General features: G+C 59.8%; 15 protein-coding genes and 1 riboswitch. Of the genes, 4 read left to right on the top strand and 11 right to left on the bottom strand.

The window, feature by feature from the left end; genetic code table 11:
- The first annotated feature begins 5 nt into the window (after nt 1-5).
- A complete protein-coding gene (locus RHIBUN_RS0101085; RefSeq protein WP_025658066.1) occupies nt 6-410 on the top strand; it encodes a hypothetical protein in 405 nt (134 codons plus the stop codon).
- Between the two features lie 3 nt (nt 411-413).
- Here the strand turns inward: RHIBUN_RS0101085 and phaR are convergent, their stop codons facing one another.
- Entirely contained in the window at nt 414-986 is a 573-nt protein-coding gene (gene phaR / locus RHIBUN_RS0101090) for a polyhydroxyalkanoate synthesis repressor PhaR (protein ID WP_018855907.1), read from the bottom strand.
- Between the two features lie 235 nt (nt 987-1,221).
- Here phaR and RHIBUN_RS0101095 point away from each other — a divergent pair, with 235 nt between their 5' ends.
- The gene (locus tag RHIBUN_RS0101095) at nt 1,222-2,403 is read left to right on the top strand and encodes an acetyl-CoA C-acetyltransferase (RefSeq protein ID WP_025658067.1); all 1,182 of its coding nucleotides are present in this window, start codon (nt 1,222-1,224) and stop codon (nt 2,401-2,403) included.
- Between the two features lie 68 nt (nt 2,404-2,471).
- On the top strand, nt 2,472-3,197 hold the full coding sequence (locus RHIBUN_RS0101100; protein WP_025658068.1) for a beta-ketoacyl-ACP reductase: 726 nt from the start codon (nt 2,472-2,474) through the stop codon (nt 3,195-3,197).
- Here RHIBUN_RS0101100 and RHIBUN_RS36715 read toward each other — a convergent pair.
- From RHIBUN_RS36715 to metA, 8 genes are all read right to left on the bottom strand, one after another.
- Nucleotides 3,194-3,346, bottom strand: a complete 153-nt coding sequence (locus tag RHIBUN_RS36715) for a hypothetical protein (RefSeq protein ID WP_167354919.1) — start codon at nt 3,344-3,346, stop codon at nt 3,194-3,196. The two genes, RHIBUN_RS0101100 and RHIBUN_RS36715, sit on opposite strands and share 4 nt — an antisense overlap.
- An 88-nt stretch (nt 3,347-3,434) precedes the next feature.
- Nucleotides 3,435-3,581 (bottom strand): hypothetical protein, encoded by a 147-nt coding sequence (locus RHIBUN_RS36720; RefSeq protein ID WP_018855903.1) that lies wholly within the window; start codon nt 3,579-3,581, stop codon nt 3,435-3,437.
- 141 nt (nt 3,582-3,722) lie between these two features.
- Entirely contained in the window at nt 3,723-4,451 is a 729-nt protein-coding gene (locus tag RHIBUN_RS0101115) for an SIS domain-containing protein (RefSeq protein ID WP_025658069.1), read from the bottom strand.
- 14 nt (nt 4,452-4,465) lie between these two features.
- Nucleotides 4,466-5,617 carry an N-acetylglucosamine-6-phosphate deacetylase gene (gene nagA / locus RHIBUN_RS0101120; RefSeq protein WP_025658070.1) on the bottom strand — a complete coding sequence of 384 codons (1,152 nt, stop codon included), beginning with the start codon at nt 5,615-5,617 and terminating at the stop codon, nt 4,466-4,468.
- Nucleotides 5,617-6,648, bottom strand: a complete 1,032-nt coding sequence (locus RHIBUN_RS0101125) for an SIS domain-containing protein (protein ID WP_025658071.1) — start codon at nt 6,646-6,648, stop codon at nt 5,617-5,619. Before RHIBUN_RS0101125 ends, nagA begins: the two co-directional genes overlap by 1 nt.
- Nucleotides 6,645-7,418 (bottom strand): GntR family transcriptional regulator, encoded by a 774-nt coding sequence (locus tag RHIBUN_RS0101130; RefSeq protein ID WP_025658072.1) that lies wholly within the window; start codon nt 7,416-7,418, stop codon nt 6,645-6,647. Before RHIBUN_RS0101130 ends, RHIBUN_RS0101125 begins: the two co-directional genes overlap by 4 nt.
- Before the next feature lie 116 nt (nt 7,419-7,534).
- On the bottom strand, nt 7,535-8,557 hold the full coding sequence (locus RHIBUN_RS0101135; RefSeq protein WP_025658073.1) for an aldose epimerase family protein: 1,023 nt from the start codon (nt 8,555-8,557) through the stop codon (nt 7,535-7,537).
- Between the two features lie 125 nt (nt 8,558-8,682).
- Entirely contained in the window at nt 8,683-9,606 is a 924-nt protein-coding gene (gene metA, locus RHIBUN_RS0101140; RefSeq protein ID WP_025658074.1) for a homoserine O-succinyltransferase, read from the bottom strand.
- A gap of 35 nt (nt 9,607-9,641) precedes the next feature.
- Nucleotides 9,642-9,719: riboswitch (SAM riboswitch) on the bottom strand.
- Between the two features lie 150 nt (nt 9,720-9,869).
- On the opposite strand from metA, the gene RHIBUN_RS0101145 reads away from it, so the two are divergent.
- Nucleotides 9,870-11,696, top strand: a complete 1,827-nt coding sequence (locus RHIBUN_RS0101145) for an ABC transporter ATP-binding protein/permease (RefSeq protein WP_025658075.1) — start codon at nt 9,870-9,872, stop codon at nt 11,694-11,696.
- A 4-nt stretch (nt 11,697-11,700) separates the two neighbouring features.
- Here the strand turns inward: RHIBUN_RS0101145 and RHIBUN_RS0101150 are convergent, their stop codons facing one another.
- Nucleotides 11,701-12,318 (bottom strand): DUF5666 domain-containing protein, encoded by a 618-nt coding sequence (locus tag RHIBUN_RS0101150; protein ID WP_025658076.1) that lies wholly within the window; start codon nt 12,316-12,318, stop codon nt 11,701-11,703.
- 137 nt (nt 12,319-12,455) lie between these two features.
- Nucleotides 12,456-14,282, bottom strand: coding sequence for an ABC-F family ATP-binding cassette domain-containing protein (locus tag RHIBUN_RS0101155; protein ID WP_025658077.1), 1,827 nt, complete (start codon nt 14,280-14,282; stop codon nt 12,456-12,458).
- Nucleotides 14,283-14,284: the final 2 nt, after the last annotated feature.

Below are 14,284 nucleotides of genomic sequence, written 5' to 3' on the forward strand. Positions count from 1 at the left end.
GCCACATGTTCAATGCTATACCGCTGATGATTATTCCGTTCATTCTCTACAATATGTCGATGCTGGGCTTGATGGGCGGCGGCGGGCTTCCATCGCTCGAAAACGATGTCATCGTTTTGTCGATGATTTCGGGGGCCATGTGGAGCATGTCGCTCGGCGACCTCTTCATCGTCATCGCGCTTGCAGTCCTGTTCTTCGAAATACTGAAGGCGACCCGCTATTACGGCAGCCTTACCAATCACATGTTGTCGATGCTCGTCTTTATTGCCTTCCTGGTCGAGTTTCTCCTCGTCCAGGATGCGGCCACCCAGGTTTTCTTCATCCTGATGACGATTGTGTTGATCGATGTGATTGGCGGCTTTGCCGTATCTATTCGCACCGCCAGGCGCGATGTTTCGATCGGGCTCTGACGCTTAGAGACTATCGAGCTTGTTCTGAAGGGCGCGCAGTTGTTCCTTCAGCTCGTCGATGTCCTTTGCTTCCGCTTTGCGGCTCTCCTTGGCCGGTGGCGTCATGAACGGCGAGAACATCTGCATGGCCTGCTGGAACATTTCGGTATTGCGACGGACCTGGTCTTCGACCAATTGCATCGGCAGTTGCAGGTTCTTGCCGATCGGCGTTTCGCCGAAAGCGCGCGTGACCTGCTCGCGCATCTGCGCCTGCTGTTCTGTAAAGGCGCGCATGGAGTGTTCCAGGAAGCTCGGTACGACCATCTGCATCTGGTCGCCGTAATAGGTAATCAGCTGGCGGAGGAACGAGATCGGCAGGAGCGTGTTGCCCGTCTTGGATTCCTGTTCGAAAATGATTTGTGTCAGTACCGAGTGGGTAATGTCGTCCCCGCTCTTTGCATCCTGGACCGTAAAATCCTCCCCCTTCTTTACCATCTCCGCCAGGTCTTCCAACGTTACGTAAGTGCTGGTACCTGTATTGTAGAGGCGGCGATTGGCGTATTTCTTGATTACGATCTGCCCGTCATTCTTCGCCATATCAGTCTCCCGAAGCCCGTCTGATTGTTATGGAAATTCCTCCACGGAGGAATGTAGACGCAAACGAAGCCCAGTGACAATCTCTTTGTGCGATGCGGCAACCCCTTTTGCAGCAGAGATAATTTGCCCTAGCCTAAGCAGTGCCTAAAATTGAATGTTAGCGTCTTGTCGTTTGACTTGGCGCTGAAGCTTTGTCAGTTTCCTCTGTATCTGATGGAGCTAACAGGAGATCGTCATGTCGAGTTCATCCATCGTCATCGCTAGTGCAGGCCGCACAGCCGTTGGCTCATTTAATGGCGCGTTCGCCACCGTTCCGGCCCATGAACTGGGTGCGGCCGCGGTCAAAGGTGCGCTGGAGCGCGCAGGCGTCGATGCCAGCGAAGTCGATGAAGTCATTCTCGGCCAAGTTCTTCCAGCTGGCGAAGGCCAGAACCCGGCCCGCCAGGCGGCGATGAAGGCGGGTGTTCCCAAGGAGGCGACGGCATGGGGAGTCAACCAGCTCTGTGGCTCCGGCCTTCGGGCCGTCGCGCTCGGCATGCAGCAGATCGCGCTCGGTGACGCAAAGATCATCGTCGCCGGCGGTCAGGAGTCGATGTCGATGGCGCCGCATGCTGCGCATCTGCGCGCCGGCGTCAAAATGGGCGACATGAAGATGGTCGACACCATGATCAAGGATGGCCTGACAGACGCCTTCTACGGCTATCACATGGGCATCACCGCCGAGAACATTGCCCGCCAGTGGCAGCTCTCGCGCGAGGAGCAGGACCGCTTTGCCGTCGCGTCACAAAACAAGGCGGAAGCTGCACAAAAGGCCGGTCGCTTCGCCGATGAAATTATTCCGTTCGTCATTCAGACACGAAAAGGCGACGTGACTGTCGACGCCGACGAGTACATCCGTCATGGCGCCACGTTCGATTCGATGGCCAAACTGCGGCCTGCCTTCGACAAGGAAGGCACGGTGACCGCGGCGAATGCCTCCGGCCTGAATGATGGCGCTGCTGCAGCCGTGCTTATGACTGAAGCTGAGGCCTCCCGTCGTGGTATCCAGCCGCTGGTCCGCATTGTTTCCTGGGCTACGGCAGGCGTTGATCCGCAGGTCATGGGAACCGGACCGATCCCAGCGTCGCGCAAGGCGCTGGAAAAAGCGGGTTGGTCTGTCGGCGATCTCGATCTGGTCGAAGCAAACGAAGCCTTTGCCGCGCAAGCATGCGCGGTCAACAAGGACCTTGGCTGGGATCCTTCGATCGTCAACGTCAACGGTGGCGCGATCGCGATCGGTCACCCAATCGGCGCGTCCGGCGCGCGGGTGCTCAACACGCTCCTCTTCGAGATGAAGCGCCGTGGCGCCAAGAAGGGATTGGCGACGTTGTGCATCGGTGGCGGCATGGGCGTCGCGATGTGCTTTGAAGCTCTTTGAACAGCAGGCAATCCAACCATAACCTGAGCCCCGCAGGATAGCGGGGCCTTCAAATGAGGGAGCGGAACATGAGCAGGGTGGCTGTTGTCACTGGTGGTACCCGCGGCATTGGCGCCGCGATTTCCGTCGCACTGAAGAATGCAGGCTATGCAGTTGCCGCCAACTACGCGGGCAACGACGAGAAGGCGAACGCCTTTCACAGCACGACAGGCATTCCCGTCTTCAAATGGGATGTTTCCGACTATGCATCATGCGGTGAGGGCATCGCGAAGGTAGAGGCTGAACTGGGTCCGGTCGACGTCCTTGTCAACAACGCCGGCATCACCCGGGACGCAATGTTCCACAAGATGACGCCGCAACAGTGGCACGAGGTCGTCAACACCAACCTCACCGGACTCTTCAACATGACGCACCAGGTCTGGGGCGGCATGCGCGACCGAAGCTACGGGCGCATTGTCAACATCTCTTCGATCAACGGCCAGAAGGGGCAGATGGGGCAGGCGAACTATTCGGCTGCCAAGGCTGGTGACCTCGGCTTCACCAAGGCACTCGCGCAGGAGGGTGCTGCCAAGAACATCACCGTGAATGCGATCTGCCCAGGTTATATCGGGACGGAAATGGTTCTCGCAGTCCCGGAGAAAGTCCTCAATGAACGGATTATTCCGCAGATTCCGGTAGGCCGCTTGGGCGAGCCTGAAGAGGTTGCCCGCTGCGTCGTCTTCCTGGTTTCCGATGATGCGGGTTTCATTACCGGATCGACGCTTAGCGTCAATGGCGGCCAGTTGTTCGTTTAGCGGATGGAGGCTGTAAGGCCGTTATCGTGGCTCTCGATCTGCTGCGAATAGCGGCCTTGTTGGCTACGCGTATCGTACGGATTCAAGTATGCCGCATAGGTCGCCATGGCGATCGTCAATATTGCGGCTGCGCCGATAATTCTGGTCATGCCCTGCACTCCGAATTCCCCACGGCCCATTGGTCGTTCAAACCGGTGTCGATATTGGGGCGGATTTGAGGAATTATTAGGCTGTCTTTCAGCCCTTTGGGTGACGCCTTGCCTTAGCCCTGACCGGCACCTTTTGCATTGCGCGATCTTCGCCGCGAAGGGCGGCAGCGGCCGTTGTCACGAATGCAGCCGCAATCAGGATGGCGACCGCGGAATTCAAGATAATCTGGGTCATGGGACCGTTCCTTTCCAAGTCGGCGGGACGTGGCTCGCCGCTGTTCTTGAAAGAAATATGCGCCTCACTCGCACGGTCCGGTAGATTGAACTTTGGCGACCGACTGTCGGCGTGGCGTTGACAATCGGGCGCCGAGCTCTCCTAAAGGTGCGGATTGCGGGGTCGGTATTTTGATACCAGCCGCTGGTTCACCGCTGCAGCGCCCGGCATGTTGGCGCTCAGATAGATCGGTGCGTCGCCGCTCTTCGCAAGCTCCAAAGCAACCTCTGCGAAGATCGCGTTGAGGACCGTTGCACCGATCGCCGTGGAAACCGGGCCGACCTTTAGCTCCGTGCCCGGGAGCGCAATCACCGCATCGCCAGGGGGAAGACCGTTGTCCAGCACGATATCGGCGATGTCGGCCAGCCGCCGTCGGCCGTTTGCAATCGCACTCGAATAGGAGACCGACGTGATCGCGATCACCTTGGCGCCGATTTCGTGGCCATAATCGGCAGCTTCGATCGGCGCTGCATTCACGCCGGAGTTCGATGCGATGATGATGACGTCGCCGGGCTGCATGCCATAGCGTTCGAGTACCGGTCGCACCAATCCTTGCGTGCGCTCGTAAACTGAACTGATTACGGCACCCTCGTGCAGCATTGCGGAACCGACGAGGACCGGGATCGTCAAAGCGAGGCCGCCTGCTCGATAGTGGACCTCTTCCGCCAGCATATGCGAGTGCCCGGTGCCGAACACATAGACCCGCTTGTCGTTGCGGGCGGCTTCCAGGATCGCTTTGGCCGCCAAAGCCATGGGCTCGGCGAGTTCCGTCTTCAAAGCCTCGAGCCGGCTAATCAGATTGGAAAAATAAGCATCGGTGATCGCGGTCATCACATCCTCGCTTTCTAGGCGGCTTCACCGCTGATGAAGGTCCGTGTGACCTCGAGGGCGTCGGTGAGATGCACCAGATCGGCCCGGGCGCCCGGTGACAGGTGTCCGCGGTCGTCAAGGCGCAGGAAGCGCGCCGGGTAGGACGTCGCCATGCGGAGGGTCTCCGCGAGGGTCAGTTCGAGATAGTTAACCCCGTAGCGGATGGTGGACGCCATATCGACATCGGAGCCGGCAAGCGTGCCATCCGAAAGAACCAGCTTCGAGCAGAATCCGCCCCTTTCGCGCCGAACCGTACGACCGTTCAGCGTGAAAGTGTCTTGCTCCGACCCAACCAGCGACATCGCATCAGTGACGAAAAAGAGCTTGGCCTCACCCCGCTTGGCACGAAGCGCGGTTCGAAGCGCCTTCGGATCGACATGATGGCCGTCGGCGATGATGCCGCACCAGACCGAGGGGTGATCGATGGCCGCACCGACCAGACCGGGGGCCCGGTGGCCAAGCTGGCTCATGGCGTTGAAAAGATGGGTGACGCCACGTGCGCCGGCATCGAACCGTGCCTCTGCCGTCTCGCTGGAGCAATCGGAATGGCCGATGCTGACGGTGACACCGGCTTCGCTGAGTTCGCGCACCTGTTTCGCCGTGACCTGTTCGGCCGCCATCGTTACCAGCAGGGTGCCGATCGCCTCCTTGGCCGCGATGAACGCCTTCACGTCCTTGTCCTCGACCGGGCGCATGAGCTCGGCAAGATGTGCTCCCTTGCGGGCAGGCGCCAGATGCGGGCCCTCGAGGTGCAGACCCGCCACGCCGCGGTTCGACTTGACGGCTTCCTTGGCTGCCTCGATTGCCGCTACTGTCGCGTCCGCGGTATCGGTGATCAGCGTCGGTAGCAGCGCAGTCGTTCCGTAAGGGCGATGACCTTCGGCAATCATGTACATGGAGGCCGGCGACGGCTCGTCGTTGAGCATCCGGCCGCCACCGCCGTTCACTTGCGCATCGATGAAACCCGCGGAAAGCACGCCGCCTTCAAAGCGCGTGTGCTCACCGTCAGGCAGTTCGCCTGCCGCCGCAATTGCCTCGACGCGGCCGTTCGAGACAATGAGCGCCTTGTCGTCATGGAAGCGCTGACCATCGAAGATCCGCGCGCCGGAGAAGATCTTGCGAACCATCACATCGTCTCCGTGACCTTGAGCAGGTTGGCCGGCTTGTCGGGGTCGAATCCTTTCCGACGGGTGACCGACTCGATCAGGCGGTAGTAGACGAGCAGCGAAACGAGTGGGTCGAGCAACCCGCTGCCGGTCGTCGGCACCTGGACATTGATCCCGGAAACCGGCTTGGCCGAGAACGGCACGGTGGTGGCGCCCAGCTTTTGCAGTCGCTCCAGCGCCTGGACGTTGTTGCTGAAGGCCGGATCATCGGGCGTGAAAGCGACGATCGGAAAGCCAGGCTGAACAAGGCGCATCGGACCATGCATCAGCTCGGCAAGGGAGAAGGCTTCTGCATGCAGGCCTGCCGTCTCCTTGGCTTTCAAGGCTGCCTCAAGGGCAATGGCGAAGGCAGGGCCGCGACCGGCGGTGTAGAGCGAGCTGGCGTTGAATAGGACATCCTCTGCCGCCTTCGTATCGATGCCGCTGGTTGCCTGGAGGGCATCGGGCAGCTTTTCCAGGGAGGCGTGCAGATCGCGCTTGCCGCTGATGGCGGCCGTCACACCGGAAAGCGCGGCGACTGAGGCGATGAAGGACTTGGTCGCAGCTACGCTCTTTTCGGCGCCCGCGTTGAGCCCGAGAACGATGTCGGCCTGCTTGGCAAGCGGACTATCGGTGACGTTGACGACAGCGATCGTCGTTGCGCCGCCGCGTTTTGCCGCATCCTGCAAGGCAACGATGTCGGGGCTCGCGCCGGATTGCGACACCGTGAAGTGGATGCCACCCTTCAGATGCAGCGATGCGCCGTAGACCGAGGCGATCGAAGGGCCAACCGATGCGACGGGCACGCCACAGGTGATCTCGAACAGGTATTTGAAGAAGGTCGCGGCGTGGTCCGAAGAGCCGCGCGCCGCGGTCGTCACGACGCTCGGAGCCCCCGATGCAAACAGCTTTGCAATTTCGTCGAGGACGGGTCTTTCTTTCTGCAGCAGCGTTGCGACGACTTCCGGTGACTGGCCGGCTTCCTGCAACATTAGCGATGGGCTTTCACTCATAGGTCATCTCCGATTCTCAATTCCGCAACAAAATCATATGCATCACCACGATAGTGGGAGCGGGTGTATTCAACGACACGCTGGTCTTCCAGACGCGACACACGTTCGATCAGCAGTGCGGGCGCGCCGGCATTCACGTTCAGCGCAGCGGCCGACGACGGATCAAGCGTGACGGCCGTCAATCTCTGCAGCGCTCGGACCGGACGGTGGCCGTTCGCCGCGAGCGCTTCATAAAGAGATCCCTCGCCGCCACCACCTTCTCCCAGAAACTTTATCGGCACGACAGCACGTTCGATGGCAAGCGGGAGCCCGTCGGCAAGGCGCAGACGATCGAGGCGAAGAACAGGTTCATCAAGCCCAAGGCCAAGCAGGAACGCCTCTTCCGGAGATGGCGTATTGACCGTCCGAGACAAGATCCTTGCGGCTGGAGCGCGACCGCGCGAGCGCATGTCGGCAGAAAACGACGAGAGCCGCCACAGCGACTGTTCCATGCGCTCGACCTTGCTGGAAACGAAGGTGCCGCTTCCATGCCGCGACTCGAGCGTGCCGGAATTCATCAGGTCGCGATAGGCGGTCCGAACGGTGACACGCCCGACCTTCAAGGCTTCGGCCAGATCGCGCTCGCCGGGGAGCGCCGTTCCGGGCTTCAGCAACCCTTCCTGGATCAAACCGGTCAGCGCCTGTGCCAGCCGCTTGTAAAGCGGCCCGGTCAACGCCTCGTCGCGCAGGCCACGGCTGTTCAGCTCCGCTATCAGAGTGGTTCTATCCATATCGCAATAATAGAACCTATTTAGAACCAATCGCAAGCAGGAAATGAATCACAAAAGAAAAACCCCCGCAGGGAAAGCCTGCGAGGGTTGGCTCATTCGAGAACAAGGCGAGAGCATTAGCTCTTCGAGAAAATGTAATCCGTTTCCTGGCGCAGAACTTCACCCGGGCGCAAAACCGCATCGGGGAAGTCCTCGTGGTTGATCGCATCCGGCCAGATCTGTGTTTCGAGGCAGAAGCCGGCGAAGGGGCCATACTTGCGTCCATCGAGGCCTGGCACAGGCACGTCGAGCTTGAAGCCGGCGTAGAACTGCACGCCGGGCTCCGTCGTGCGAACTTCCAGCGAAACGCCTGAGTTCAGGCTGCGGGCAAGCGCGACGGAGCGCTTTGCGGTGCGTTCCGTGGAGAGGCAGAAATTGTGATCGTAGAGTGCCTGTTCGCTGCCGTCGAACCGCTTCATGGGCGACATCTCGCGGAAGTCAAACACCGTTCCGGCGACGGGCCGTACCTCTCCGGTCGGGATCTGCAACTCGTTCGTCACGAGGTAGCCGTCGGCTGCAATCATGATGTCGTGGCCGAGCGCATCGTCGCGGCCGTCGAGGTTGAAATAGGCATGCTGGCAGACGTTTGCGATCGTCGGCTGATCACTGGTCGATTCGTAGGTCACAGAAAATTCGCCGTTGCCGTGTACCCAGTAGGTTGCCTGGATGGTGCAGTTGCCCGGATAGCCGCCCCGACCGTCGGGATCGACGATCTTCAACACGACGCGGTCGACATCGTGCTCGACGATTGTCCAATTCCGCTTGGCGATGTTGTCCTTGCCACCGTGAAGATGGGTCACGCCCTTCTCGTTGAGATCGAGTTGATAGTTCTTGCCATCCAATGTGAACTTGCCGCCGCCGATGCGGTTTGCGCAGCGCCCAGGCGTAGCGCCAAAGTAAGAAGAGTGGGCGGGGTAGCTGTCAAAATCGTCGAAGCCAAGCAGCAGCGGCGCATCGTGACCGTCAAGGCGGAGATCCTGAATGACGGCGCCCCAGGTGATGATCTTGGCGGTCAGCCCGCCACCCTTGATCTCGACACGATAGACGGTCTCGCCCGACTGGGTTTGCCCAAAAACTTCCCGTTTCAACATTTCCGCCATAGCGACCATCCAGATATATCTTTAATTGAGGCAGGGAACCTGCCCCCATTTGCCGCAAACCGCAACGGGTGTCGTAAAAAAGAAGCACCGTCAGACTAGGCGCGGCCGCTTAGCATCGGCTTCTGTCAGTTGCCCTTGCCGATGTCGTTGAGATCGTAAGGTGTCGTCTGGTAGATCTCGTTGATCCAGTTGCCGAACAACAGGTGCGCGTGGCTGCGCCAGCGATTTTGCGGCGCCAGCGACGGATCGTTGTGCGGGAAATAGTTGTGCGGCATCTTGATCGGCACGCCGGCATTCACGTCGCGGAAGTACTCGTCCGAGAGCGACGTTGAATCGTACTCCACATGATTGAACATATAGAGCCGCTTGCCCTTGCGTTCATGCACCAGGCAGACGCCCATTTCGCTGGATTCCATCAGGATCTCCAGGTCTGGTGACTTTTCGATGTCGCTGCGGCGAACCTCGGTCCAGCGCGACACGGGCACTTCGAAATTGTCGGAGAAACCGTTCAGGTAGACCGACGACGGCTTCAGATTCCGGTGTCGGTAGACACCGAAGGCCTTCTCCTTGAGTTCGTACTTCGGAACGCCGTGGAAATGATAGATCGCGGCCATCGCGCCCCAGCAGACGTTCATCGACGAATGGACGTTGGTTTCCGTCCAGTCGAAAATCTGCTGCATTTCACCCCAATAGTTCACGTCCTCATAGGGTAGCGTCTCGATCGGCGCGCCTGTTGTGATGAAGCCGTCGAACTTGCGGTCCTTCACTTCCTCCCACGTCTGGTAGAAGGAGAGAAGATGGTCTTCCGAGGTGTTCTTTGCTTTATGGTTGCCCACGCGGATGAGCGAAAGCTCCACCTGCAGCGGCGAAGCGCCGACCAGGCGGGCCATCTGCAATTCCGTCTTGATCTTGTTGGGCATGAGGTTGAGAAGCCCGATCTGCAGCGGCCGGATGTCCTGACGGATTGCCGCCGTCTCGGTCATCACGCGTACGCCTTCCTGAACCAGGGTTTCAAACGCAGGCAAGGTATCGGGGATCTTGATGGGCATTGCGGTCACTCGATCAAAGAAACGAATATATCGCTATCGGTCCGCACGCGGCCCTTTAGCAACTTCTTTAACGTGGCTGCAAGCCGGCCGGCCAAATCACCACGGAGTGCCTTAAATAGCGCCAGTCGGGCTGCGAATCAATTGCTCATACGAAGAGTGAGGTCGATGCGAAGTCACTCACACGTTAAAGGTTGCTAGAATCTGTTGGTGGACACAGCGAATCACCACGTTTATTGAAGTAGAATGACGACTAGGGACGCGTAATGGCAGATGACCTCAAAGGCAGGCCAAGCATTCAAGGGCAGGACAGAGTAGGATACGACCTGAGCCTGGGCTATCGCTTGAGGGTCATGTTCTCGGCTTTCTGGCATTCGCCCGTGCGGGGAAGGGTCTTGGTGATCGCTACTGCGCTGATCGCCATCATTCTTGCGACCGCCTATGCCACCGTCATTCTCAACCAGTGGAACGCGCCATTTTACGACAGCATCGCGCGGCGTGATCTGCCCGGCTTCTTCCATCAGTTGAAGGTCTTCGCGTTGATCGCCGGCATGCTGCTGCTGCTCAACGTCGTGCAGGCCTGGCTCAATCAGATGACCGCGGTCTACATGCGCGAAGGCCTGACGCGTGATCTTGTCAACCAGTGGCTTCAGCGCAAGCGTGCGCTTCGGCTTTCGGCCAGCGGCCTCATCGGCGTCAATCCCGATCAGCGCTTGCACGAAGACGCCCGCAACCTCGCGGAAAGCACCACGAGCCTGATGATCGGGCTGGTGCAGGCGACGATCCTGCTGATCAGTTTCATCGGCGTTCTGTGGGATCTCTCAAGCGGCTTTATCTTCCGTTTCGGCACGCATTCCTTTTCCATTCCGGGCTATATGGTTTGGGCTGCGATCTTTTATGCGGCGTCCGCATCGATTCTCAGCCAACTGGTGGGCCGCAAGCTTGTAAAGCTCAATGCGGATCGTTTCTCGAAGGAAGCAGAGCTTCGCTTCGCGCTGATGCATGCCAACGAGAACATGCCGGCGATTACCGTGGCACGCGGCGAGGAGAATGAGCAGAAACGTATCGACACCGACATCAGTGCGGTGCTTGCCGTCATCAAGCGGGTGGCGATGGCCAACGTCAACCTCACCTGGGTATCGGCCGGCTACGGTTGGCTCGTCGTTGTCATCCCGATCATTGTTGCCGCGCCCGCCTACTTCTCCGGCGGCCTGACGTTTGGCCAGCTGATGGTGTCCGTGGGCGCCTTCAACCAGGTCAACACCGCCCTTCGCTGGTATGTCGCGAATTTCGGTCCCATCGCCGAATGGCGCGCCACGCTGATGCGCGTCACCGATTTCCGGCAGGCGCTCACCAGCATGAATGACGAAATCAATATGAAGGGAACGATCAAGTACGAACGGAACCCTTCCGGAAACCTGACGCTGGAGCATGTCCGGATCGCCGCCAAGATCGGTGAGGACATCGACCAGTGCGGTGGTTTCCGCATGCACGAAGGCGCGGTGACGATCAAGGCCGGCGAAAAGGTCATGATCAACGGCGACCACAACGTGAATCGTAAATTGCTCTTCCTTGCGCTTTCCGAGCTTTGGCCGTGCGGCGGCGGCAAGATCGGCTTGCCGCCCACGGACGACATTCTTTTCGTCCCGCAGTCGGCCTACATTCCGGGTGGTACGCTTCGCGAAGCATTGGCGTTTCCGGAACCTGTTGACGCCTATCAGAATGACGATGTCATTGCGGCGCTGGAAAAGGCAGGCCTCCAAAATCTGGTTTCCCGGCTTGATACCCGCGCCCGCTGGGACAAGCTGCTTGACTCTGACGAGCAGCGGGCGATCGGCTTCGCTCGCCTGCTTCTGGTGCGGCCGAAATGGATTGTATTCGACGAAGTGCTGGAGGGCATGGAGCCGGAATGGCAATCGACGATGATGCAGGTCCTCGCCTCCATGCCTGAGGCAACGATGATCTACATCGGTCGGTCAGACACTTACGTCGAGACTTTCAAGCCGCGCGTGCTGCATCTTGAAGCGCTGCATGCGAAGCCCGAAATGAAGGTCGTGGCAAAGGCACCGAACGCGCCGGCGCCAGCACTCTGAGCACTTACATCGGTGGTACGGCGCCGTTTGTGCCGACCGTGACATTCGCCGAGGACACAGTGCCATCGGCAGCTCTTTCACCCATTACGATCACGCGCGCTCCTGCGACAAGATCCTTCTTTCCCGCAGGGGCGATGGTAACGATGGGTGTATCGTCGGCAATGGATATCGTCTTTTCCTTGCCCTGATAGGTGAGCGTGATGGTGTGGCCGTCGACTGCCTTGACGGCCTTAGCGACGGTCGCGTTGGTCATTGTGCTGTTCGGTTTCAGGTCCCAGGGGCGACTGCCTTCTCCGGTGCCCTTCATGGCTGCCGGAAAGATCAGCACTTCGAGAGCACCATCGCCGCCATCGGCTTTCGGCAACGAGGCGACGCCAACGAAATCCCCTGGCTTGATGTCTTCCACGGAGGCCTTCCTGATGCCGCGGACCTTCCAATCCGGCTTCAATTTTACCGTCTGCTCGGTGCCCTCTCGCGTTTTCACCACCAGCGTGTTGCCGTTCAGGCTTTCGATCGCACCGCGCACACGTTGCGCCTCCTGGGCGAGCGCATTGTGTGACGCGATAGTGAGGAAACCCGCGGCCCAGACGAGCCCGGTCAATGCTTTGAGAATGTGTGGCATGATCTGCTTCCTTGCCGTCGTACGAACTGCGGCTACGGGGCGCAGCTTAGTCCCGCCGGTCGAAGGCTGACGAATCAATGAAAAGTGAAGCCAGATTGCCCAACAACAGATGGGGCGGAATGGGAGGGTGTGCTGTCTCAGCCCTCCAACTCCTCCCGCAGCATCTCAAGCTCCAGCCATTCCTCCTCCATCTTCGTCAGGCTGTCGCGGAATTTCTCCATCTCGGCCGCCAGGCGATTGAACGTGGTGGGGTCTTTGCTGAACAGGCTGGGATCTGCCATCCGCTCTTCGCGCCTGGCGATTTCGGCTTCCGCCTTGGCCATTTCCTTCGGAAGATTTTCGAGCGCGAACTTCTGCTTGTAGGAAAGCTTGCCCTTTCCTTTTGCCGTTTCGGCGGAAGCGGCTGCCTCCCGCGGCTTCGCTCGTTCCGCCGCCTTCTCGGCCTTCCGTCGCTCGTCGATAGCGCCCTTTCGTTGTGCCAGCATGTCCGAATAGCCGCCGGCATACTCGATCCAGCGACCGTCAGGTGCATCCGGCACAGCCGGCGCAATTGTCGACGTCACCGTGCGGTCGAGGAAATCGCGGTCGTGGCTGACGAGAATCACGGTGCCGGGGAAGCCGGCGACGATTTCCTGCAGCAGATCCAGCGTCTCGATATCAAGGTCGTTGGTCGGCTCGTCGAGGATCAACAGATTCGCCGGGCGCGACATGATGCGGGCCAGCATCAGCCGTGCGCGCTCGCCGCCTGAAAGGTTCCTGATCGGTGTGCGTGCCTGCTCGGGCTGGAACAGGAACTCCTTCATATAGCCGGTCACGTGCCGCTGCTCGCCGTTGACGAGGAGGTTCTCGCCGCGGCCATCGGTCAGGTAATGGGCGAGCGTCTCTTCCGGATTGAGGTCTTCGCGCTTCTGATCCAGCGTCGCGATTTCCAGATTGGTCCCGAGCTTGACCGTGCCGCTGTCCGGCAAGAGCTGCCCGGTCAGCATCTTCAACAGCGTGGTCTTGCCGGCGCCGTTCGGGCCGACGAGACCGATGCAATCACCGCGATGCACGCGGATGGAAAAGGGAGCGACGATCGGCCGGTCGCCGAAGGTCTTCGTGATCTTCTCGGCTTCGATGACGAGCTTGCCGGACTCCTGCGCATCGGAAACCGTTGCCTGCACGGTGCCCTGCGGACCTTTGTGGCCGCGATACTGAGTACGCATGGTCTGCAGTTCGCCAAGCCGGCGCATGTTGCGCTTGCGCCGGGCCGTGACGCCATAGCGCAGCCAATGCTCTTCGCGCTCGATCGCCTTGCCGAGCTTGTGCTGCTCGAGCTCTTCCGCCTCCAGAACCTGGTCACGCCAGGCTTCGAAATGGGCAAAACCCCTGTCGAGCCGCCGCGATGCGCCGCGGTCGAGCCAGACTGTTGCCGTTGAAACCTTCTCCAGGAAACGGCGGTCGTGGGAGATCAGGACGAGCGCACTGCGGCTCTTCTGCAGTTCGCCTTCCAGCCATTCGATGGTCGGCAGGTCGAGATGGTTGGTCGGCTCATCGAGCAGGAGGATGTCGGGTTCTGGCGCGAGTACGCGGGCGAGGGCAGCGCGGCGGGCTTCTCCGCCCGAGAGGTTTTGTGGATCTTCCTCACCGGTGAGGCCGAGATGCGAGAGGAGATAGGTGACGCGATAATGATCGTCACCCGGGCCGAGGCCGGCTTCGGCATAGGCCTGCACCGTCTTGAATCCGGTGAAATCGGGAGCCTGTTCGAGATAACGCACGGTCGAGGAGGGGTGGCGGAAGACCTCTCCCGACTGTGCTTCGACGAGACCGGCAGCAATCTTCAGCAACGTCGACTTCCCGGAGCCGTTGCGGCCGACGAGACAGATCTTGTCTCCGGGCTCCACCTGCAGGGCGGCGCCGGCAAGCAATGGCGTGCCGCCGAAGCTGAGAAAGACGTCGTCGAGTTTCAGAATGGGAGGCGCCAAAG

The sequence above is a fragment of the Rhizobium sp. IBUN genome (assembly GCF_000510625.1).
Taxonomy (GTDB): Bacteria; Pseudomonadota; Alphaproteobacteria; order Rhizobiales; family Rhizobiaceae; genus Rhizobium; species Rhizobium altiplani.